General features: G+C 52.5%; 23 protein-coding genes. 16 read left to right on the forward strand and 7 right to left on the reverse strand.

The window, feature by feature from the left end; genetic code table 11:
• The first annotated feature begins 63 nt into the window (after nucleotides 1-63).
• On the forward strand, nucleotides 64-1,080 hold the full coding sequence (locus GXX57_04285; GenBank protein ID HHV43870.1) for a stage II sporulation protein P: 1,017 nt from the start codon (nucleotides 64-66) through the stop codon (nucleotides 1,078-1,080).
• Here the strand turns inward: GXX57_04285 and GXX57_04290 are convergent.
• On the reverse strand, nucleotides 1,064-1,792 hold the full coding sequence (locus GXX57_04290; protein HHV43871.1) for a 4Fe-4S binding protein: 729 nt from the start codon (nucleotides 1,790-1,792) through the stop codon (nucleotides 1,064-1,066). The genes GXX57_04285 and GXX57_04290 overlap by 17 nt on opposite strands.
• A 212-nt stretch (nucleotides 1,793-2,004) precedes the next feature.
• Between GXX57_04290 and GXX57_04295 the strand changes: the two genes are divergently transcribed.
• On the forward strand, nucleotides 2,005-3,915 hold the full coding sequence (locus GXX57_04295; GenBank protein ID HHV43872.1) for a glycoside hydrolase family 13 protein: 1,911 nt from the start codon (nucleotides 2,005-2,007) through the stop codon (nucleotides 3,913-3,915).
• A gap of 202 nt (nucleotides 3,916-4,117) precedes the next feature.
• On the forward strand, nucleotides 4,118-4,642 hold the full coding sequence (locus GXX57_04300; protein HHV43873.1) for a plasmid pRiA4b ORF-3 family protein: 525 nt from the start codon (nucleotides 4,118-4,120) through the stop codon (nucleotides 4,640-4,642).
• A gap of 40 nt (nucleotides 4,643-4,682) precedes the next feature.
• Here GXX57_04300 and GXX57_04305 read toward each other — a convergent pair whose 3' ends face one another.
• Genes GXX57_04305 through GXX57_04315 form a run of 3 tightly spaced genes read right to left on the reverse strand, consistent with a single transcriptional unit; the run spans nucleotide 4,683 to nucleotide 6,552 of the window.
• The gene (locus tag GXX57_04305; GenBank protein ID HHV43874.1) at nucleotides 4,683-5,447 is read right to left on the reverse strand and encodes an ABC transporter permease subunit; all 765 of its coding nucleotides are present in this window, start codon (nucleotides 5,445-5,447) and stop codon (nucleotides 4,683-4,685) included.
• Nucleotides 5,437-6,354, reverse strand: a complete 918-nt coding sequence (locus GXX57_04310) for an ABC transporter ATP-binding protein (GenBank protein ID HHV43875.1) — start codon at nucleotides 6,352-6,354, stop codon at nucleotides 5,437-5,439. The genes GXX57_04305 and GXX57_04310 overlap by 11 nt, the downstream gene beginning before the upstream one ends.
• A gap of 3 nt (nucleotides 6,355-6,357) precedes the next feature.
• On the reverse strand, nucleotides 6,358-6,552 hold the full coding sequence (locus GXX57_04315; GenBank protein ID HHV43876.1) for a PLDc_N domain-containing protein: 195 nt from the start codon (nucleotides 6,550-6,552) through the stop codon (nucleotides 6,358-6,360).
• 353 nt (nucleotides 6,553-6,905) lie between these two features.
• Between GXX57_04315 and GXX57_04320 the strand changes: the two genes are divergently transcribed.
• From GXX57_04320 to GXX57_04335, 4 genes are read left to right on the forward strand one after another with little or no spacing between them, the layout of a single operon-like run.
• Nucleotides 6,906-8,135: a DNA repair exonuclease gene (locus GXX57_04320; GenBank protein HHV43877.1), complete on the forward strand. Its 1,230-nt coding sequence runs from the start codon at nucleotides 6,906-6,908 to the stop codon at nucleotides 8,133-8,135.
• Nucleotides 8,136-8,152: 17 nt separating this feature from the next.
• On the forward strand, nucleotides 8,153-10,747 hold the full coding sequence (locus GXX57_04325; protein ID HHV43878.1) for an AAA family ATPase: 2,595 nt from the start codon (nucleotides 8,153-8,155) through the stop codon (nucleotides 10,745-10,747).
• Between the two features lie 20 nt (nucleotides 10,748-10,767).
• Nucleotides 10,768-11,283 carry a type II secretion system protein gene (locus GXX57_04330; GenBank protein ID HHV43879.1) on the forward strand — a complete coding sequence of 172 codons (516 nt, stop codon included), beginning with the start codon at nucleotides 10,768-10,770 and terminating at the stop codon, nucleotides 11,281-11,283.
• Between the two features lie 4 nt (nucleotides 11,284-11,287).
• Nucleotides 11,288-11,638 (forward strand): prepilin-type N-terminal cleavage/methylation domain-containing protein, encoded by a 351-nt coding sequence (locus GXX57_04335; GenBank protein HHV43880.1) that lies wholly within the window; start codon nucleotides 11,288-11,290, stop codon nucleotides 11,636-11,638.
• A gap of 1 nt (nucleotide 11,639) precedes the next feature.
• On the opposite strand, the gene GXX57_04340 is transcribed toward GXX57_04335, so the two are convergent.
• Nucleotides 11,640-12,719 carry a DUF362 domain-containing protein gene (locus GXX57_04340; GenBank protein HHV43881.1) on the reverse strand — a complete coding sequence of 360 codons (1,080 nt, stop codon included), beginning with the start codon at nucleotides 12,717-12,719 and terminating at the stop codon, nucleotides 11,640-11,642.
• A 259-nt stretch (nucleotides 12,720-12,978) separates the two neighbouring features.
• Between GXX57_04340 and GXX57_04345 the strand changes: the two genes are divergently transcribed.
• From GXX57_04345 to GXX57_04365, 5 genes are all read left to right on the forward strand, one after another.
• Nucleotides 12,979-13,710 (forward strand): TPM domain-containing protein, encoded by a 732-nt coding sequence (locus GXX57_04345; GenBank protein ID HHV43882.1) that lies wholly within the window; start codon nucleotides 12,979-12,981, stop codon nucleotides 13,708-13,710.
• Between the two features lie 9 nt (nucleotides 13,711-13,719).
• Complete coding sequence (locus GXX57_04350) at nucleotides 13,720-14,277, forward strand: LemA family protein (protein HHV43883.1); 558 nt, start codon at nucleotides 13,720-13,722, stop codon at nucleotides 14,275-14,277.
• A gap of 98 nt (nucleotides 14,278-14,375) precedes the next feature.
• A complete protein-coding gene (locus tag GXX57_04355) occupies nucleotides 14,376-15,143 on the forward strand; it encodes a sugar phosphate isomerase/epimerase (protein HHV43884.1) in 768 nt (255 codons plus the stop codon).
• Nucleotides 15,144-15,191: 48 nt separating this feature from the next.
• Complete coding sequence (locus GXX57_04360; protein ID HHV43885.1) at nucleotides 15,192-15,932, forward strand: hypothetical protein; 741 nt, start codon at nucleotides 15,192-15,194, stop codon at nucleotides 15,930-15,932.
• A gap of 416 nt (nucleotides 15,933-16,348) precedes the next feature.
• Nucleotides 16,349-16,825, forward strand: coding sequence for a transcription elongation factor GreAB (locus tag GXX57_04365; GenBank protein HHV43886.1), 477 nt, complete (start codon nucleotides 16,349-16,351; stop codon nucleotides 16,823-16,825).
• Between the two features lie 59 nt (nucleotides 16,826-16,884).
• On the opposite strand, the gene bfr is transcribed toward GXX57_04365, so the two are convergent.
• A complete protein-coding gene (gene bfr / locus GXX57_04370) occupies nucleotides 16,885-17,352 on the reverse strand; it encodes a bacterioferritin (GenBank protein ID HHV43887.1) in 468 nt (155 codons plus the stop codon).
• A 748-nt stretch (nucleotides 17,353-18,100) separates the two neighbouring features.
• Nucleotides 18,101-19,138: a redox-regulated ATPase YchF gene (ychF, locus tag GXX57_04375; GenBank protein HHV43888.1), complete on the reverse strand. Its 1,038-nt coding sequence runs from the start codon at nucleotides 19,136-19,138 to the stop codon at nucleotides 18,101-18,103.
• A 181-nt stretch (nucleotides 19,139-19,319) separates the two neighbouring features.
• On the opposite strand from ychF, the gene GXX57_04380 reads away from it, so the two are divergent.
• From GXX57_04380 to hisF, 4 genes are all read left to right on the forward strand, one after another.
• A complete protein-coding gene (locus GXX57_04380; GenBank protein ID HHV43889.1) occupies nucleotides 19,320-19,556 on the forward strand; it encodes a hypothetical protein in 237 nt (78 codons plus the stop codon).
• A 20-nt stretch (nucleotides 19,557-19,576) separates the two neighbouring features.
• Nucleotides 19,577-19,897 (forward strand): spore coat protein, encoded by a 321-nt coding sequence (locus GXX57_04385; GenBank protein HHV43890.1) that lies wholly within the window; start codon nucleotides 19,577-19,579, stop codon nucleotides 19,895-19,897.
• A gap of 269 nt (nucleotides 19,898-20,166) precedes the next feature.
• A complete protein-coding gene (locus tag GXX57_04390) occupies nucleotides 20,167-20,766 on the forward strand; it encodes an exopolysaccharide biosynthesis protein (GenBank protein ID HHV43891.1) in 600 nt (199 codons plus the stop codon).
• A 26-nt stretch (nucleotides 20,767-20,792) separates the two neighbouring features.
• Nucleotides 20,793-21,542, forward strand: coding sequence for an imidazole glycerol phosphate synthase subunit HisF (gene hisF / locus GXX57_04395; GenBank protein HHV43892.1), 750 nt, complete (start codon nucleotides 20,793-20,795; stop codon nucleotides 21,540-21,542).
• Nucleotides 21,543-21,668 lie beyond the last annotated feature (126 nt).

The raw sequence follows: 21,668 nt of genomic DNA on the forward strand, positions 1-21,668 counted from the left end.
TATAGAACATCTACTCCAGTGAGATACTAAACCCGCACTTCATGGAAGGATGGGCGTGGCGGGATGAAACTACTACTTCCCCTACTGGTGGTTTTACTTGTGAACGGGACCGCGGCAAGCTCCCTTGTAAGTATTTACGACGAAACGGGTAATCTCCTATTCGAAACCGGTCTGGAGGTGGCAGTGGGGGATTACTTCCTTGATCCGGACAACCGGAAGTATATTATCTTCGAGGTGCAGGAGGCAACTGCCCGAGCTAGATATCTGGAGACGGTTTCTCTGGAGGAACGATTCCCAAAGGACACTTTCCAGCGGGGCTTGCTCGGTGCCGCAGCCGATGTGGTACGGTTCGACCGGATCGGACTGTACCACACCCATGATGCGGAGGCCTATCTGCCCACCAGTGGGGTCCAGGCCAAAGAAGAAGGGGATATTCTGCAGGTGGGCCGAACCATGGCCCAGTGTCTGGAAGAGGAGGGTGTCCAGGTGTTGCACAGGGATACCAGCCACGCGCCCATCGACGGCTTAGCTTACCAACGGTCCCGTCGGACCGCTACGGAATTGACTCAACAGAAGGTGGACGCGCTTTTCGATATCCACCGGGACTCTCCTCCGGCCCACGTCTATGCCCACCGGTTGGCCGGGGAGGATCTCACTAAGATTTTACTGGTTATTGGAGCCGGCAATCCCATGATGTCGCTGAACGAGGAATTCGCCCTGGCCTTGAAGCATTATGCGGATCAAGAATACCCCGGACTCATCCGGGGCATCTACTATAGCCGGGGCAGTTTCAACCAGGACTTGCATCCTCGGGCCCTCCTACTGGAGGTGGGAACGGTCCACAGTAATCTCGAGGAGGCCCAAAGGGGCGCCCAGCTGATGGCCCAGGTGGTTACCACCGTTCTTTACGGGGCCGGGGTGGGGCTTTTATCCGAGGCCCAAAACACCTCGGCCGCCTGGTTGGTCATCTTGGTCCTGATCCTCGTATCGATCGCATTGCTGCTGGATAGAGAACGTTACCAGCGGTTTAACCAATGGGTGCGCCGACTCCGGGACCGACTTTTCAGGCCGAGAGTTTAGTCTCAAAATCAGCACTATCGCGGGGATTTTCAAACTTTAGGACCTTGGCCGGGCAATTGGCTATACATAGTCCACAGCGAATGCAGCGGGGATCCGTGAGTTGCTCCTGGGGAGGAAGGTTGATCCCCATGGGACAGACCCGGGCGCAGATCCCACAATTCCTGCAGGCTGCCAGGTTTACCGGTGTCACCCGCTGGTCTGTCCGGTGATTGAGACCGGTTTTGTTGCCGAGCCAGTGGATCGCCTGTTGCATGGTACCCATCGGACAGATCCAGCACCAGGCCCGGCGTCCTACGGTGAGGGCCAGCAAGATGCCCACCAGGGTAGGGATTAAGTAGTTGATGGCCAAAAGCAACCCAAGTTGATCCCAGAAGGAAAGGGTGCCAAACAAGGGGAGGACTTTGATGACTCTGCGGATGAACATGGCCATGTAAAAGACGAAAAGGCCCAGACGCAAGGTTTGGGAACCGATCAACTTGACTGAGGTCTTCGGTGGTGCAAAGGGCCTCAGGATGACATCAAAGAGGCTACCATGGGGGCAGAGCTTTCCACACCAATACTTTCCTCTAAAGAATCCCAACAGGATCAAGGTCAACATAATAGGCAAGAGAAGTAGTCCCAGTTTGTGATAGTATAACCCCCCGAAGGCGATGATCGGCACCAGGATCCATGCAGATCGCTGCCAGAAACTCATAGGCATTTTTACTTTCATCTGTACCCCTCCAATACCCGTACTGGTATGGGTATATTATGGACCGGTAGGGGTTGTCCTGTCAAGTGCTAAAAGGGTCTTGTATTTAATGTCACTTGTGATGAAAATTATCTATATAGTATAATGTATAATACATAATACACATCATTCAAAAATATACGTACGATACCGGCCATTGATGCCCCCCAACATCAAACCTGGAGGGAAACCACATGGTGATTTATCATAATTCTCACGATCCTCTTTACCGTACACCCTTTGGGGCGGTCTCCGAAGGGACTGAGATCACCCTTCGGTTGAAGGTAAAGACGAAAAGACCTGTCCAACAGGTTTTTCTGCGTCTTTGGATCGATGAGGGGGAGCAACTAATTCCCATGGAACTTAACTCCCAAGGCCTCTATGAGGCCAAGTACCGCCCCGATAGGACAGGGCTAATCTGGTATTATTTCATCCTTCATACAGACGAACAAACCCTCTTCTATTGCAACAATCCACTGCAGCAGGGTGGGGTGGGGAGGGTGGTTGATCATCCGAGCAATTCCTATCAGATCACGGTGTATCGACGGGACTTCACTACTCCTGCTTGGTTCAAGGATGCAGTGGTTTACCAGATCTTCGTGGATCGTTTCTGTAACGGCACCGAGGACGGTTCCATTTTAAATCCCAAGGAGGACGTGGTTATTCACAGGGAATGGGACGAAAAGCCCTACTACTGGGACAAAAGGAATAACGATTTTTTCGGCGGTAATCTGCTGGGCATCATCAAGAAGCTACCTTATCTCAAGAAACTGGGCATCACTGCCCTTTATCTCAATCCGATCTTCGAGGCTTACTCCAATCACAAATACGACACCGGAGATTATTACAAAATCGATCAAATGTTTGGGGACAATGATCTGTTCCAGGAGCTTTGCACCCAGGCGGAGGCGCTGGGGATACGGGTGATCTTGGACGGTGTCTTTAGTCATACTGGTAGCGACAGCATTTACTTTAACAAAGAGGGGCGTTATCCTAGCATCGGGGCTTACCAGGGGCGCCATTCGCCCTATCATTCCTGGTACCGATTTTACAACTACCCCGACCACTACGACTGCTGGTGGGGCTTTTCTCATCTACCCAATGTGAATGAGCTGGAGCCCTCTTTTCTGGAGTTTGTTTTGCATGGCGAAGACAGTGTGGTGAAATATTGGTTGAGGCGAGGGGCCGCCGGTTGGCGCATTGATGTGGCCGATGAACTGCCCGATGAATTCTTGAAGCAACTGCGGAAAGTGGTGAAGGAGGAAAAACCCGACGGGGTCCTCATCGGCGAGGTGTGGGATGATGCCTCCAATAAGAAGGGGCCCGATGGTAGGTTTAGGGAATACCTATTGGGTGAGCAATTTGACTCGGTGATGAATTATCCCTTCCGAGGTCTTGTCCTGGATTTTCTCTGTGAACGGATCGATGGTCAACAGCTGCACCAGGGACTGATGAGCCTTTATGAAAACTACCCTAGGGAGAGTTTCTACGCCATGCTGAACTTGATTGGCAGCCACGACGTGGTCCGGGCCCTGACCATCTTGCAGGGAGCGCCGGATCCGGAGACCATGACCATGGATGAACAAGCGGCGTATCATCCTGCGGAGGAGCAGCGGATCCTGGGGAAGCGGCGGATGAGATTGGCGGTGCTGTTGCAAATGACCTTCCCTGGTGTACCCAGCATCTATTACGGCGATGAAGCGGGTATGGAGGGCTACAAGGACCCCTTGAACCGGTGCACCTATCCCTGGGGCCGGGAGGATCAGGAACTTCTGGAGTGGCATCGGAAACTGATTCACCTGCGACATCGTTATCCCTGCCTGCGCACAGGTCACTGGAAGACGGTCTACGCCCGGGGCGACGTCTATGTCTTTCAACGGGAGATCACCGGCGGAAAGGATGTCTTCGGACAAAACAGAGAAGATGGACAAGCCCTGGTGCTACTCAATCGCAATACCGATATGCCCCATCATCTGAAGCTGGACTTGGGAAGAGAGGGTACCTTTGTGGACTTGCTGGAAGGCCAACGCTTTCTTACGGAAAAGGGCGCCCTTCCGGTGACATTACAGCCTTTGGAGGGCAAGCTTTTGTTGGCCACAGCTTAAGTCTTAGGTTTGGAGCGGGGTGGCCCCCTGGTCGAGGGAGTGGACAGGGGGCTTGTTGCCCCGGGGGGATCGTGCCCGGATTACCGAAAAAGTCTTTTATCCCTCTAGAGGCCGTAGTATAATAGGAATCACCGAGATAACATCTAGTCGTACATATTTGCTGCCGGACTGGGTGATATTAGAGCCTAGGGAGGAAGAGTTGATGTCAGACCGTAGTGCAGTAGTCCTCAAAGTAACCTTAGACGATCCCTTCGGCCGAGCTCCGGATAAACCCTACCGAGTGCTGGCGGTGCCCGGAGAGTGGTCGTTATATGACTTGGCCCATTTGATTGTCGACAGCTTCGATTTTGACTTTGATCACATGTTCGGGTTTTACAATAACTTGAGGAATTATGCTAAGTCCACCGAAGGCTACGAGTATTTCAGCGACATCGGGGAAGGAAACGAGTTTGGAAGCGTCACTGAGACTAGCGTTTTATCTGTCTTTCCAGAGAAGGGGAAGAAGATGCTGTTCCTCTTCGACTATGGCGACCACTGGTGCTTTACCATAAAGGTGGAGGATGTGCAGGATGCAGAGGAATTCGAAGACCTGCCTGCAGTGGTGAAAAGGGTCGGAGAGGCACCTCTGCAGTATGGGGACATGGTGGATTGGGACGACGAAGAAGATTGGTCCGAGGATTGGGATGATGACGATTGGGACTATGACTGGATGGAGGATGACGAATAAAGGGAGCATAACGACCGGTGACGGGACCGGTCGTTAGTACCTAAAGTTCCTGACGGTAAAAGATCTGGATGCCGATGGCCCCGAGTCCCAGGGCGAGGAGGACGGCAACTCCCACTGCCGGTAGGGCCTCCTGGAGGGGGATTGCTCCGGTGAGGACTTGATCCGACAGACCGGTGAGGGCCCCGGGTGAGTAGGTTTTCAGGACCCCGGGCAGTGCCGGAAGGGTGACGGTTATGATAAACCCGCCAATGGCCAAGCCCCCGGCGGCCAGGCCACTTTTACTGATGGTACTGGCACAGAGCGTCAAAGAAGCGATGAAGAAGATGTAAACCAGGGACAGGAAGGCTGCTTGTGCCGATGCCTTTGTATTCAGTTCCGGAAACAGCACGGTGGTGTTGTACAAGCATCCTAAGTAGCTTACCAGATAGACCACAGCCAAGAATAGCAGGTTTGCCCCGTATTTGGCCAAAACGAAGCTGCGTCGCGAGATCGGTTTGGCTAATACTAAAGCCGCGGTACCCTTGTCCTTTTCCTCTGCGATGCTCCCCATCAGGGTCAAGATGACCACGATGACTCCAATCTGGTGCATGTTCTTGAAAAACTGCCGAAAGGCATCTAGCCAGGTGGGCGGCGGGATCTCTATGGTGAATTCCGTGGCAATGGACTTGAGCAGTTCCGGTGTTAGTTTGGCGATAATAGGACTGGTCAATCCAAAGAGCAAAAAGATGGTGGGGATTACATAGATCCGATAGGTCCGCAAGATCTCCTTGAATTCCTTCTTCAGTAATGTAATGCTACTGCCCATTTTCCCTCACCAACCTTACAAAGATATCTTCCAGGGTTATCTCCTGCATTTGGAAGTCCACTAAGCCAAAGCCCAGCTCACTGATGAGCCTAGGCAGTCCGTACTGGGCCGCCGCGGGATCCTGGACTCTCAGCCTAAGCTTGCCTGATTCCAGACTAGCCTCCAGTACCCATTGTGCTTCCTTCAGTCGCTCAAGCAGGGGAGTGGGCTCTTCGGCTACCTGCAGAGTGAACACAGAATCGAAAAACCGTTTCTTCAGTTCTGGCATCGTTGCGTGGACCAAAAGTCTTCCTTTGTCCAGGATGGCCACTTGATCACAGATCCGTTCCGCATCGGCCAGGATATGGGTGGAGAGGACTACCGTGGTTTCTGCGGCGATGGAACGGATGAGCTCCAGGATTTCCTTGCGACCGATGGGATCCAAGGCGGAGGTGGGCTCATCCAAAAGCAGCACCTTGGGACGGTTGATGAGGGCCTGGGCCAGCCCCAACCGCTGTTTCATGCCCCGGGAAAAGCCGCCAATCCTGGTCCTTATCTGGGACAACCCGACCAGTTTTAGTAATTCTGTCACCCGTTCCCGCAGGGGTTGGCCCTTCATACCCACCAGTTCTCCCATGAATAGTAGAAACTCATCGGCCCTCATCCAGTTGTAAAAGCTAGGGACGTCGGGCAGGTAGCCTATGTGTCGACGGTAGGTACCCGTGTCCACCTCTTCTCCCATGATCCAGGCTCTACCGTTGGTAGGTTTGGTAAAACCCAAAAGCATCTTCAACGTGGTGGTTTTTCCTGCGCCGTTGGGACCTAAGAATCCGAAGACTATACCCTGGGGGATCTCTAGGCTGAGATTATCCACCGCGGTGAGGTTACCAAACCTTTTTGTTAGGTCTTGGGTTACGATCGCCTTCACCGACTAGGCCTCCCTTCGGCCGAAGAGGAAATAGATTAGGGGGCCGATGATGGAGAAGCACAGGATGACAATCCCCCAGATCAGCTTGTTACCTCCGGTCACTTCCTTGCGCTTTACCAGATCTAGCATGGCTGCCACCAACAGGACCACCTGCAGGAAAATGACGGGAATCAGCAGCTTGAACAGTGTTGCATCCATAAGGTTCATCCCTTCTTGTAACGATACTCAACCAGTTCGGTGTGGAATTGACCAAACGATCCACCGTGGGCAAGTCACGTGGAGTTTACACCTTAAGGATATTCCATTGTGGATCCATTGTCTAGGGTAGCGGTGGCCTTCGGTCACTGTGTTGTCATCGGTTTCCCAAACCGGGAACCAGTAGGGTATTCTGCTACCGATTTCCCGGGCTATGGGATGACTTGAACGGTGGTAAGACTGGCAGCACACAGAAGGTGAGGACAATTGGCAGCGGCACTAGGCCGAATCCAGCTGACCTTGGAGGAAGGAAATAGACGGTGAAGGATGAAGATCTAATAGGAAGATGGAAGCAGGTGATTGCATTGATTCCGTTCCGTTTCGTCCACATGGCCGATTGTCACTTGGATGCACCCTATGCCACCAAAAATGAGAGCATCAGGAAGATTCTTCTGAATGCGGCCTATACCTCCTTTCGGCGGGCCGTTGCCCTGGCTTTAGCCGAAGGGGCCCATGCCTTTCTCATTGCCGGAGACCTTTTCGATGAAAACTATCTGTCCTTTCGTGGTGAGACTTTGCTGATGGAGGAATTGGGGCGGCTGGTAGATGCCGGTGTGCAGGTGGTGTATGGGACGGGCAATCACGACTACGGCGGACCGGACTCCAAGGCCCGGAGCCTACCCTGGCCCAATATTGTGATCATCGATGATGCCTTTCAGCTGGTGGAGGTACAGTCCGATGGCAGACTAGTGGGTGTGGTGGGAGGTGCCGGACACAACGGGCCTAAGGTAATGGAGAACCTAGCGGCCACCTTTCCGAAGCTGAGTTACTCTGTACCCACGGTGGGTCTGCTCCATTGTCAAGTGGCATCTAGCCTTGCGCCGGAAGAACCCTATGCCCCCTGTACCAAAGGGGATTTGCAGAACAAGGGCTATGACTACTGGGCCCTGGGGCACATCCATAAGCCCCAAAGGGTCCTGGAAGCTCCTTTGGCCCATTATTCCGGTAGCTTGATTGGTAACAATCCCAAGGAAGAGGGCCCCCGGGGCGTGCTGTTGGTGGAGTTGACCAAAGACTACGGTCGCGTGAAGTTTTGCCCAACGGCACCGGTCCAGTGGTTGAGGTTGACGCCGGATCTCAGGGACGTGCGGAGTTTCGAAGACCTGTTCCGGGTGCTTAGGGGCCTTGTACCTAAAGATGCAGAGAATTTGCTGGTGCGGGTAGAGTTCGCTGGGCCAAGTCCTTTGAGTAAGGAATTAGGCCGGATGGCTGGCGAACCAGACCAGTGGCTGGAGTTGGGTGAGGAGATCAGAAGGGAGACCGGAGCCCTAGGGGTGGAATTGAAGCTAGGTACTTTGACCGGTTCTCTTGACCCGCAGGAGTATAAGCACGCTCCCCATGTGCTGGCGGAGGCTTTGAGCATCTACGAGGAATTGCAGCAGGACCCCCAAAGGACGTTGGAGCTATTGCCCGTTTTGGCCGGGGAGAGGGAAGGCTTCGTCAACGAAGAAAACAAAGCACAGTACTTGGCTCAATTGCTGGACAATTTGGACCAGGATTTAGCTTTGAAAATGGTGAAGGAGTAGTAGGATGGGGTGGGACTATGCAGATTGCGCGGATTGAGATCGAGGCCTTTGGGCACCTGAAGGACTTAACGGTGGAGCTGGGGGAAAGTACCCTGGTGCTGGTGCAAGGCGCCAACGAGGCTGGAAAGTCCACCCTGTTCAACTTCCTAGTAACGATGCTCTATGGTTTTTCTCCGGCCAACCAGGCCCAATTTCCCTATGTGCCCTGGGCCGGTGGCCGTCCCGCAGGGGCAGTGGAAGTGGTGTTGGATGATGGGGCCCGGTACCGGATTGAGAGGAACCTGGCCTCGCGTCCGGCGGGTAGCCTGCTCCGGCAGGGTATAAGCAAGTCTCTCCGGAACCAGACGGTTCCCTGGGTGGTGTCCATCCCCCGGGCCCTGTTCGGGGAGATCTTCATGCTCACCCAGGAACAGATGCAAGTATTCGGCCCCCGGACGTGGGAGCAGGTTGGTGATCAGCTGGTTACCGGCATCGGTACCAGTTTTCTTAGACCCGTCACCGAGGTGGCAGAGGAAAGCGCCAGGGAGGCGAGAAAACTCTGGCGGGAGGACCGTCGGCGCACCAGGGTCCGGGACTTGAGAGAACGGGTGAAGGAACTGCAGGGACAACGGAGTACCCTTGTCACGGTCCAAGATGAGTTGCGCGGGATCCAAAGGCAAGAGGAAGAACTCCGTTTGCAGGCCAAGGCGTTGCGGGAGGAGCGAGAACAACTGACGGCTTTTCTAGAAGAAGCCCGCTTGTTAAAACCGGTCCATGAACAACTGCAGCGGATCGAGGAACTGTCGAAAACCCGGTGGAAAGAGGAAGTGGCTTCCCTTCCGCAGCAAATCGAAGAGCAGTTCCAAGGGGTTACAGACCAACTGCGGGAAAACGAACGGCAGCAAAGGGAGTTGAGGAGCCGGATAGAGCAACTGGCCCCGCTGGATCCCACCCTTGAACAGGCGATGGGTTTATCGGAAGAGATTAGGGCCCTGCAAAAAGAGGAGCCCTTCTATGCGGAACAGCAAAGACAGCTAGAACGGCTCCAGGAGGACTTACACCGCCTTGATGAGAAGCTGAAGGGAACTGTAGAAAGCTTAGCTGGACCAGGTGACCTGGTTCGACGGGTGACCGCCCTGGAAGCTGGCCTTTTGGACGCTATTACCGCCAGGATCCGTCAGCTTAATGCCGACTTGGAGGCGACTTCTCCGCCGACCATGGTTTTAGGCTGGGTGAGCCTTGGCTTGGCCTTTTTATGTATCCTGTTGGGGATGAGTTTTTCCCCGTGGTTTTACCTGGCCGCGGCTCCCTTGGCGGGAGTGAGCATTGCCCGGTCCTTAGCTTGGAAGGAATGGTACGATCGCCAAGCAAAACTACTCCAAACCCAACGGGAGGAGATTATCCGCCTAGCGACCTTGACAGGGCTTCCCGAAGACCCTCTGGCTGAGGAGTCAACCCTGGCAAGGATAGAGAAGTTGTACAACCTTTGCCAAGAACGAGCTCGGTTAGAAACAGCTTGGCAAGAAGCGAATCGGGCCTTGACTGCGTTTTCCCAGAGGGTCAATATATTGGGTGAAAAGTTGTGGCTTTCGGGGCCGGTTTTCGCACAGTTGCAGCAGATGGGTGAGCTGCTTAGCAAGGGACAGGAGGCGCAGAACCAAAGGCTTCTTCAAAAACGGGCCTTGGAAGAAAGGTTAGCCTTGTTACAGGATCAGCACCGGACCCTCGCGACAAGAAAGGCACAGTGGCAGGAGGTACTATTAAGGATTGGTCAAGGGGATCTGAGCCAGGGGTTGGCAATTGCCAGCCAAGCTCAAAAAGATTTGCAGGCCTGCGCCCTTTTGACCCAGCAGCTTACACAATCCTATCCCGATCTTGACGAGTTACGGGAAAGGGTCCAAAGGGCCGTGGCAGCTGGGATCCTCTCAGGTGAAAGGATCAAGGAAGCCAAGGACAGGCTCCAGGCCATTGAAGGGGATGGGGGGTTACTTGAACAGTGTAAAGACCGCCTGGCGGATTTGGCGATAAAGCGTGCCGAACTGGAGCGGTATCCCACCTTGGGAGAGGTGGATGGTGAAATTGCCGCTTGTCTGGAAGAGTTGCGGGAGGCAACCCTGCTGCGGGATCGGTTGGAGTTGGTCAGTGCCATCCTCCTGGAGGCGGAGCGTCGGTTTCGTCAAAAGCATCAACCCAGCGTGTTGAGAATTGCCAGTGAATACTTAGCTACGATCACCCAGGGGCGCTACACCCAGGTATTCTTTGAAGAAGGTGGTTCTTCACCTCAGTTGGTGGTGAAGCGTTCCGATATTTACGCGCCAATCTCCATTACTGATCTCAGTTGTGGGACCCAGGATCAGGTGCATTTTTGCCTGAGATTAGCCATCGCCGAACATTTGGATGAAGGGCAAGAACGCCTGCCGGTCTTCCTCGATGAGATCTTCGTAAATTGGGATCGGTCTCGAATTCTCCAGGCCCTTTCTCTGTTGGAGAAGATCAGTCGACAACGCCAGGTATTCGTTTTCACCTGCCATGATTGGCTGGCAGAACTATTGGCGCAGCGGCTTGTGGTTTACCGGTTGGATCTGGATAAACGGGTGGAGCACCAACGGGTTGAGGGCTCCCAAGCCAGGTGAGCACACAGGAGACACAGGATATGAAGAGCTCGGTTTTTTGTCGATCTTCTGAAGCGGGATATACCCTGATGGAATTGTTGGTGGTTATATCTGTCTTGGGTATTGTGGGAGGGATCATCTTGCTGGTGGTTTCTTCCGGTGCCTTTGTGCCCAGGCGCGTAAGTAGCTGGTACGAGGCGGAGCAGAACCTCTCCGCGGTGTTGATGGAGCTATCCTATGGCTTTACCTACGATGAGGTTCGCTATTTGGGTTTGGTACAAGCCAGCGAAGCCACTCCCTTAGGTGCGGGTACGGGTTTGGCCTACAAAGACCTCGCAGGACGAGAGATCGTCTACCTTTTCCGAGAGGACACTCTTTACCGACAGGTGGAAGGAGGAAAGGAAGTATCCGTCCTTTCCGGCTTGACCTCGGTTTCCTTTCAAATTACCGATGGGTCCCTGTTGGAGATCACCCTAGAATTGGCTGCGGTGGGCGCGGGCAGCAAACCGCGTCGGGTGATACACTTTGTGGCTTTGCGTAACGCCCAGCGGAGGTGAGTTCATGTTAGAACGTGCCGAGGGTTTTTCTCTCATCGAAGTGCTGGTGGTGATTCTGCTCATCGGCATACTAGTACCGCCCCTGTATGGTGTTGTGGCGATGATGCATCGGGGGATGCAAGCTTCATCTGATTTAGCGGAAGCCTACCGGATTGTCAGCAATGTGGTGGAGTACACCACAAGCCAAGGCAATACGCCCGGGCCGGATGTTCTGGCCAGGATCTCCGATAGATTTTCCGTGGAAATCGCTACTACCGATACGGACTTGCCAGGCCTTAAGGAAAGCACAGTTCGGGTCACTCAACAGGATAAGGAACTGGTGGTCTACACTTTCCTGTGGCTTTCTGCCGACTGAGCTACAGGGTATGCTCCTCAAGGAACTGGAGGATATCCAAAGCCTGGGGCGGACAGCCGGGCAGGTAGTGGCTGTGGCCTCGGGTACAGGAACCAATGCCCAGTTCGTTTCCCTTCTGGCCTTTGTATCCTTGCCCAATTAAAATCTTTTTGCCCTGGGGCCAAGCCCCATGACGTTCTTCGTATCGTTTCAGGGCGTGGAGCAGACTGCCGTAGCATGCGGAGCAGGCATCCTTGGCTTCCACGTACCTAGCCAGCCTTTGATGTAGCCGGGTGGGTTTTGCCTCGGTCATCGGCCTTGGGGTTCCGAAGGAAGTCACCGTATACCTTTGGGTTCCCACCCCTAGTTCCGTTGCCAAGACGATATACTCGATTTCCGTCGGATCGTATCCAAGGAGCCTAGCTGCGTAGGCGTCGATGGCTACAGGATCGTGTCCGCAGATGATCCGGTCCATGTGCACCGGGTTGCCGCCTTCTTCGAAGGTGAGGTCCCCGGCCAAGGCGTCGACAATCACCAAATGCTGCGGCAGAACCTTATTTAGTACAGCGATGGGCCGATGCAAACCCAAGGTGTGGAAACGCCGTTTTTCCCGGTCGGGAATGCAACCCTTCATGTTCTTGAGGGCACAGGTGATTTTCGTCTGACAATGGGCCTTTAACACCGGGAGATTGATGAGGTAATCCACTTCCAAAGGTGAGACACAAACTTCCAGTTCCAGATCCTGGTAGGTCACTTTTCGGGTTTTGTCCTTCTTCAGATCCACCAAAGGGACTCCAAAACGCTTGCTGATTTCGGTATATCCGCATACTTTGAAGGCCCGTTCTGTATCGTCCCCTACCCAGGAGCTTTCCATGATGGTGATGTCCTTTATGCCAACGTCCTGGAGGAAAGCAACCAACGCCGCCACTAGCCGAGGGTCAGTGGTCGCACCACTGTCGGCGGGTTTGGCCACCACCAGGTTGGGCTTGATACCTACCTTCATCGATGGGGTCAACCTGGTGTGCAAAGACAGATTGAGTAGGACAAGGTAGAGTTGGTCCTTGATCTGGTCCATATTGTAATGAACGAGAATCTGTTCCATGGGATTACCTCCTCAAGACTCCAGTCTAATTCTAACAAAGGGCGGAAATTAGCGCAAATGATCGTGGAACCATCGAAGAATCTGTTGCCTTGGAAAAATAATTGGGAGTGAGGATAGAACAAGGTTTCCTAGGGTCAGGGACTGGGAGGACAGGGTCTTAAAGTGGGCAAGGACAGACATGGGGCACTCTTTCCCCAGGGGTTTGAATATGATATAGTTATTGCATAGTTGTGGTTGTCAGACGAAGGGATGACGGTTAATGAAAAAGGGTGTACGGATTGGGTTAGGGGGGGTGTTAATACTCGTTCTCCTGGTGGGGAACGTCTTTGCCGCCTTTCCCCGGCCTGTGGGCTTTGTGAATGATTATATCAATGTTATTGATCCGGAGAGTAAGAACGAGATGGAGGCCCTGGCCCGCAAAGTACGAGAGGAACAGGGCATCGAGATTGCCGTAGTCACCCTGGATTCTACCGAGGGGATGAGTATTGAGGAATACGCGGTGGAACTGTTTAATGATTGGGGCATTGGTTCCAGTACCGAGGACAGTGGATTGTTGATGCTTCTGATCCTAGGGGAGGAGCAACGGGAGATTAGGGTGGAGGTGGGCTACCAACTGGAGGGTATCTTGCCAGACGGTAAGGTAGGTGCCATTCTGGATCAATACGTCCTTCCCTATTTCTACGAAGGACAGTGGGGGCAAGGTCTGCTAACCGGAATGAAGGCCTATGTGGCCGAGCTTTCCGGAGAAGAATTTGAGTTAGCCGAGGAACGGGACAATGATTTCGTGAAGACAGTGGTGAGCTTTTTCATACTCATGATGTTGCTAATGATCTTTGGTTCCCGTACGCCCTTTATCATGGGACCCGGGAGACGGAGCAGCCGAGGTTACGTACCGCCCACGCGCGGTCCCCGTGGCGGCGGTGGGTTCGGTGGGTTTGGCGGATTTGGCGGAGGTCGAAGCGGTGGTGGCGGAGCAAGCCGCAGATTCTAAGGAGGAATGATGGTGAAAAAAGGTCTCATTATTGCTGGTATTGTGGTATTACTATTGGTGATTGTGGTGATTGGTCAATACAACAGTCTGGTGAATCTGGAGACTGGTGTCGATGCCGCTTGGGCCCAGGTGGAAAACCAAATGCAACGCCGGGCGGATCTGATCCCGAACTTGGTGAACACAGTCAAGGGGTTTGCCAGCCACGAGCAGCAGATCTTCGAGGATATCGCCGCGGCGCGGAGTCGTTTGCTAAACGCTCAGACTCCGGAGGACCAGATGGAGGCCAATAACAGCCTCGATACGGCTTTGGGTCGGTTGTTAATGGTGGTGGAAAACTATCCTACGCTGAAGGCCGATGCCAGCTTCATTCGTTTACAGGATGAGTTGGCAGGTACTGAAAACCGCATCGCCTATGCCCGGAAGGAATACAATGAAGCGGTGGAAAAATGGAACCGCAGTATTCGCCGCTTTCCTACGGTCTTGATTGCTCGTATGTTTGGTAAAGATCCGTATCCCTACTTCCAGGCTTCGGAACAGGCCAGGGAAGTGCCACAGGTGCAGTTTTAAGGCTTGTATTCCAAGTCTAGGGGCACCATGGACGGTGTCCTCTAGACTTCTCCTCTCATTTCGAGTTTCCCACACATCAAGTTCAGGGAGAGTTCAAGATGAAACTGGGGATTTGTTGCAATCCTGATCAAGCCCGTTTGGTGCAGGAGATAGGCTACGACTATGTGGAGTTGAATGTAGCAATGACCTTGTCCGGTGATTCAGACGATTTTGAACGACTGTACAAGCAGTTCCAGGATCTCGAGATTACAGTAGATGCCTTTAACTGCTTTATTCCCGGCAATCTAAAGCTAACCGGTCCGCAGCGGGATTTTGCGGCCATAGAGACGTACATAAACTTGGTGCTGCCACGGGCGAAGGCCCTGGGTGCAGAGTTGATTGTCTTTGGTAGCGGTCCTGCTCGATCCTATCCGGAAGGATTTCCTCCGGACCAAGCCTGGGAGCAAATCAAAGAGTTTCTGGTTATGGTTGCTCGTCAGGCCACTCTCAACGATTTGCATATCTGTGTCGAACCCCTACGGAGAAAAGAAGGCAACATCATTAACACCCTTCGGGAAGCCCATGCGCTACTTAAGGAATTGAACCAACCATCCCTGGGATTGACGCTGGACATCTGGCACATGATGGAGGAAGAAGAGCCCTTCGAGGTGATCAGCGAGATTGGCGATCTTTTGTACCATGTGCATGTGGCAGACTCCGGTCGACGGTACCCTGGGAGTGGTAGCTATGACTTTGCCTCCTTTTTTGCAGAGCTAAAGAGCATTGGTTATGACCGCCGGATTTCCTGTGAGTTTTCCGTGACCGATTTTCAAGAAGATGCCGCAAAGGCATATGCGTTTTTGAAGCAGATGATCAAGAGAATTTAGGAGGGTAAGTTCCGGTGGATGTACGAAGGCTTTCACCGGGCTATGTAGATGAGATTGGGGAATTATCACAATCATACCGGTAATCTTGGTTTTTCCTATTGTGCCGATTCGGATCTCACTTTGGAATGGTATTTGGCTCAGGAGACGGAGTGGTCCCGTGTGGCCATTACGGATCACGGTTTTAACCTTGCCTTTCCAAATGAGATTGCCTGGGGTTTCAAATGGCACAAGGATCCTAGGTATTTTGAGGAGTATAGGGACTATAGACTGGAGAAGGTAGAGCGATACTTGGAGATGCTATCCAAGCTGGATGGAGAATTCTTCCTGCCTGGAATCGAGATTGAGGTGACCAGTTGGGGAGATCTCACCATCGAAGAGCAGTACCTTCCCCATTTCCAGATCATACTAGGTGCAATTCATCACTTGTCGGGACAGACGGAAGAAGAGATTCTTGCTTCCTTTTGGCAGCAAATCAATGACCTGCTGCGCTATCCAGTGGATATTATTGCGCACCCCTTCCGGATCCTAGAGCGCAAACTCGGGGAGATTCCACTCCAGGTATTGGACAGGGTGGTGCAGCAAGTTACGGCGGCTGGCGTTGCACTGGAACTGAACTCTCACTATATTTGCTCTTGCGACGAATTGATGCTAAAACTTGTCTGTAAGTATGGTGGCAAGATAGCCATTGGGACCGATACGCATGCCAGGCGTGAATTGTTTGATGCGTCCTATCATTTGGGGCTGTTTGAACGACTAGGGATTGTTCAGGAGAATATTTTCGTTAAATAGTGCAGGTGGGAAACAGTGTTCTGGAAGGAGTTGGGCCGGAAGAGGAGAATATAGAACTATCCGTTTGGTTTTTCGCGTCGACCTCCAATAGCGCAAAATCCCTGGGGGGTCGACGCGAATCAAGAAGGATGACAAAAACCATGAAAGGACTTAATCAAGCGGTTTTTCGACATCTGTCCATCTTAACGCATATCGAACAAGTGTTCTGGTTCTGTAGCAAAATCCCAGTGTAACGAGGGTTTTGGATCTTCCTATCAGGGTTGGAAATTCCTCCATCAGGGGGATAGCCACGCGGGGCTCCTGCGTTTTGGATCTTCCTATCAGGGTTGGAAACGGAAATACCCGATCGTATAATACAATTGCTTTCCGTCGTTTTAGTTGACAGGCCATGGAAGCGGAAGTTTCTGGGGTTCAGCATGTACCACCGAAAGAGTGGGATGGGAATCAGGCTTGCCTCGGAGACCCTCAAACGGGCACAAAACCAAATACTGGAGATAACCTCTCGGACCAAACCAGAAAGTATGACGGACCGTATTCGGAAGCTTAATTCCTATCTTAGCGGATGGCTAGGCTATTATGCGTTAGCCGAAACACCGAGCAAGTTCGAACTGCTCGAAGGCTGGATAAGACGAAGGCTAAGAATGTGTGTCTGGAAACGGAACCGCGTCCGAACCCGATACCGCGAATTGCGGGCCTTGGGTGTACCCGAATGGGCCGTACACAAACTGGCCAATGCCCGGAAAGGACACCGGCGCGTGTCTCAGATGCTAAGTATAGCCCTGGATAATCGATATTGGAGCAGCCAAGGGATGATGAGCTTCACCGAACGTTACCATCAAATTCGTCAAGCTTGGCAAACCGCCGTATACCGAACGGTACGTACGGTGGTGTGAGAGGACGGGGGCTTGCCGCCCCCTCCTACTCGATACGAAATAGAGTTTCTGTCTTATAATCAGTCAACTTGAGTCGTCAGGAATATGGGCAGTCCCATCTGCTCAATCTGGTCTATGAGTTCCTCAAGTTCATCCATATGGCGATCCTCGTCGTTGAGAATCTGAACGAGGATATCCCGTGTCGCATGATCGCCAACTTCAGCGGCAAGCGCAATAGCATCGTTGTAAGCCTTGATTGCCATCTCCTCGGCAGCCCGGTCAAACTCTAATTGTTGGGGAACGTTCTCACCAATGTGGATTTTGCTCAGGTTGCTCACGATTGGTTTCCCGCCAAGGAACAGAATTCTACCGATCAGTATTTCAGCATGCTTCATTTCCTGTATTGACCGCTTTTCAAAACCCTCGTGCAACTTGCCGTAACCCCAGTCCTCACACATCTCGGCATGTACAATGTACTGGTTGATGGCCGCAAGTTCGTCGGCTAGCAGAGCATTCAACGTCTCGATAAGCTTTGGATCTCCCTTCACAGTGGTACCTCCTTTTGCTTAGAGATTATGAGCAGGTTCGCTTAAGGTTGACCTTATGCTGGATTTGACACCGGTATTACAGCATCCCACGACGATACTGGTGAATGTTTCCATGGTACAACGTCTTTACTAGTTATGATAGAACAACATACCATATCTTGTCAAATTGTACAGACCCTAGTCCTAGTTCACTGAGAATCTGTCTCGTCCGATAGTTCTTTAGCGAGAACTGTCAAGAGCACCTTAGTTAGCCAATGTGTATGGTTCAATCTATCGTGTGACCGCCAAATTGCCGGGGCCTGGGGTAACGGGGCAGGCACGGTAACCTTATTGTGCGGGACCAAATACGAGGTGTAAAGCACCACCAAATACTGCAAGAGATTCCTTTCCGAGGATACTAGTTCGACACGGGTAACTAGAAATTCCTGCTTTCTGTCTACAAACTTGGGAATATGCTCCGACTGGTGTGTTTGGACCAGGGCCGCTGGAATTGATGCGCTTCGTGGCGTTGCGTGCTCTGGATGCGGCGTGGAACTCGTTGAGGATGTATAGGTGTAGATGGTAGTGCACGACTATTGAGCCCAGAAAAGAACAACATGCAACCGTTACTCGTATGGACCCGGATAGAACCGTCAAACAGGAGATTGTGAAAAGGGGGCTGTGGGTGATAGACATTGCTGGAGAAAGTGCACTGGGGATTCCTCAGAATGACGTCCGCAGCCCCCGTGTAGTCGGTCCGTGTGAAGGATTAGACGTTGAATCGAAAATGGATGATGTCTCCGTCTTGAACCAGGTATTCCTTTCCCTCCAGGCGGATGAGTCCGGCCTTACGAAGTTCCGCCATACTTTCTTTGGTGATGAAAGTATCGTAATTCACTACTTCGGCGCGGATGAACCCCCGGGCGATGTCGGAGTGGATCTTTCCAGCGGCCGTCAAGGCTGTGTCTCCTTGGCGGACGGTCCAAGCCTTCACTTCGTCGTCTCCCACTGTGAAGAACGAGATAAGCTTCATACTGTCGTAGATCGTTTGGGCCAAAAGGTGGACGCTGGGTTGTTCAATTCCCGCGTCAGCCAGAAAATCCGCCTGTTCTTCCGGCTCTAATTCGGCAATCTCCTTTTCCAGTTGGCCGCAGACCTTGATGAGGGGAATATTCAGGTCTTGGCACCATGTCACCAGTTCATCATCAGCTGGATCGTTGACATCTTCCACGTTTAGCACCACGATGAAACTCTTCATGGTCAGTAGTGCGTAGTTTCTTAGAATTGCTTCTTCATCTTCATCAAAGGTGAGGTCGAAGAGCGGTTGTTCAGCCTCCAAGGCTTCCTTACAGCGATTCAACACCGGAAGTTCCCTTTCCCAAATGGCCCGCTTCTTGGGGTTCTTTTCCTCTCGCCCTCGGGTAATTCTGGTCTCTAACAGCTGCCAGTCGGCCAGGATAATCTCAGAGAAGACCTGCTTAGCATCGCGTAGGGGGGAGATACTGCCCTCAACGTGAGGGACATGGGGTGCACTGAATTGGCGAACGATGTGGACGATGACGTCCATGTCCTGCAATTTATTGAAGATCTGGGATTGATTCTGGCTTGTCAGACCAGGATGATCCACGATCGTGATCTGGGCATAGGTAGTCTTTCGGGGATTAAAGATTTCGCTGAGGCGTTCCACCCGCGGGTCGTAAACCTTGGTTACGGCCATATGCGAGGCTCCCTTGCCTTGCGCGGAAGCCATTGCTTCGAAGATTGTTGTTTTGCCCACTTGGGGTAGTCCTATTAGACCAACTTGCATGTGCTCAAGAACCTCTTTTCCTTGGAAGATAACACTAGATATCTTAGCACAAGAGACGTGGCTTTGCTATCCCAGCGATGCCTACGCTCGGTGATGGGAAATCATTGCTAACATTGATTGGTTTCCGTCGGGGGAAAATGTAACTGAAGACAGTTTGGACAAAAGGAGGTGCACAATCCCCATGGTGAACACCCAAACAGTCATGACTAAACCGCCCGAGGTGCTGACCGGTAAAGACCTGACGTATATAGAAGACGCGATGTCTTGGGAGTTGTTGGCGATGAAGAAGTGCCGGCATTACTCCAACTTGTGTCAGGACCCAGAAGTGAAAAGCCTATTAGACGAAGCGGGTCGGATGCATCAAGCCCATTATGTTAAACTGCATCAACACCTCAATCCCCAGAAAGTGTGGCAGTAACTGGAAAGGAGGAAGCCTGAGTGTCGCAGCGTATTCAAAACCCGGAGCCGACCCCTGCGGTGAAAGGTCCGGAACTGAACGACCGTGATCTGCTCAACGATATCTTGGCTACGGCGAAGTACCTGACGGACGGATACAATGTCTTTGCTCGGGAAGCTAGTCACCAGACTCTGCATCAGGATGTCTTAGGAATGCTCAACCAGACCCACGAATGTGCAAGAAAATGCTATGAACTGATGTTCCGCAAGGGTTGGTACGCTTTGGAGACCGCTGAACTGCAGCAGGTTCAGCAGGCACAGCAACAGTTTGCTGGGTATATGAATCAGTTTCCCTACCAATAGAAGCTGTTCGGAGAGGGGTTTGTCCCTCTCCCCAGGTAGTCCTTCTTCGCTGTCTTCCTTGGTTCACTTCTTTTTAGGATCCCTTAGTTTTTGCCACGAGGTCCCACTCGGATGCTGCCAAGGTTCGTCTGGAATAGGGTGGAAGTGCATGTTGTCCAAGGTAAGCCTTGGTGCTTCCCTATTCGTCCTCCGATTGAGTCAAGTCTGTTCCAAAAACTCTTGCGAATCGGTTTCACCTGGTGGTACACTGGAAGACAAGGAGGCAGATTATGTCGCTGGATAATTCGCTTTCCGATACACTGGCCGGTGTATTGGAGCAAGATTCCATTGAACTGAGGGATTTGTTCGCCTGCGCTGGGCAGTACAGCTTTAGTTTTCTGTTCATCCTGGTGGGCTTGTTTGTTATGATCCCGTTGCCACCGGGGGGTGGTATTCTGCCGGGACTCCTTGTTTTTTTCTGGGGATTGCAACGGGCCCTTGGTTTGGAGGCACCGTGGTTACCCAACTGGCTGCTGAACCGAAGGATTGATCAGAAGACTGCGGCCCTGTTGTTGACCAAGGCCTTGCCGGTGATGAGAAAGCTAGAGTTGCGATTTGCCCAGGAGGGACCTTTGGTACCGACGGAGTTGGAGATGAGGTTGGGCTCCTTTCTGGCCGGGGCTATGGGGTTGTTCATCGTGCTGCCGACACCCTTTCTAAACAGGTTTCCGGCCTTGGGTGCGATCTTAATTGGTCTATCCCAGATTAACCGGAACCGCCGATTCTTGCTTCTCAGTATATTGTACTCCATCGTGACCAGTGTTTTTATGACCATGTTCCTGGTGACCAGCGGTGCTTTCCTCTGGAAGGAAATCGATGAACGAATCTAGGAAGCTATTTGTTAGGAGTGGGACGTATGGCTCAGGTACGGATTATGCCGTGTTTGGATCTGAAGGATGGACGAGTGGTCAAGGGAGTCAACTTCGTGGAATTGCAGGATGCCGGAGATCCGGTGGAATGTGCCCGTACATATGCGTTGAACGGTGCCGATGAACTGGCTATGTTGGATATCAGTGCCACGGTGGAACAGCGGAGGACTACCTTGGATGTGGTGCAGAGGGTAGCAGAGGTCATCGATATTCCCCTTACTGTGGGTGGGGGTATCGGCAGCGTGGAGGATGCCAGGCGAGTGTTGGAGGCTGGTGCAACCCGTGTATCGGTGGGGAGTGCCGGTTTTAACAAACCCCAATTGTTCAGGGAATTGGCCCAGGCCTTTGGCCAGGAGCGGGTCGTGGCGGCAGTGGACGTGGACCTGAATCCTAATTTACCTTCCCACTATGAAGTTTATATAAACGGCGGTGCCACTGCTACGGGGAAAGATGCCCTTGAGTATATGGCGGAGGTGGAAGCAGCGGGGGCTGGCTGGTTGCTGGTGACCAGTAAGGCCTGCGACGGAACGAAAAGTGGGTATGATCTGCAGTTGCTGCGACTGATCAAAAGCAGATTGACTACTCCGGTGATTGTCTCCGGTGGGGCCGGTACCCTCGAGCATTTTCTTGCCGCAGCCCAAGCGGGGGCCGATGTGCTATTGGCGGCATCAGTATTCCATTTTGGTCAGGTGCATATTGGTGAATTAAAGCGCTTACTAGCGCAGCATGGTTTTTGATACTGAGGTTTTGACATAAGGTTTGTGGGGTTGGGACGGTTTTTCGTTGTCGCGAGAAAAAGTTCTGTGGCGTTGCAGGAGATCCAGAAAATTCCGCGAACTTATCAGATAATTGCAGTTTCGCGG

The organism is Bacillota bacterium (assembly GCA_012839765.1).
Taxonomy (GTDB): Bacteria; Bacillota; Limnochordia; order DUMW01; family DUMW01; genus DUMW01.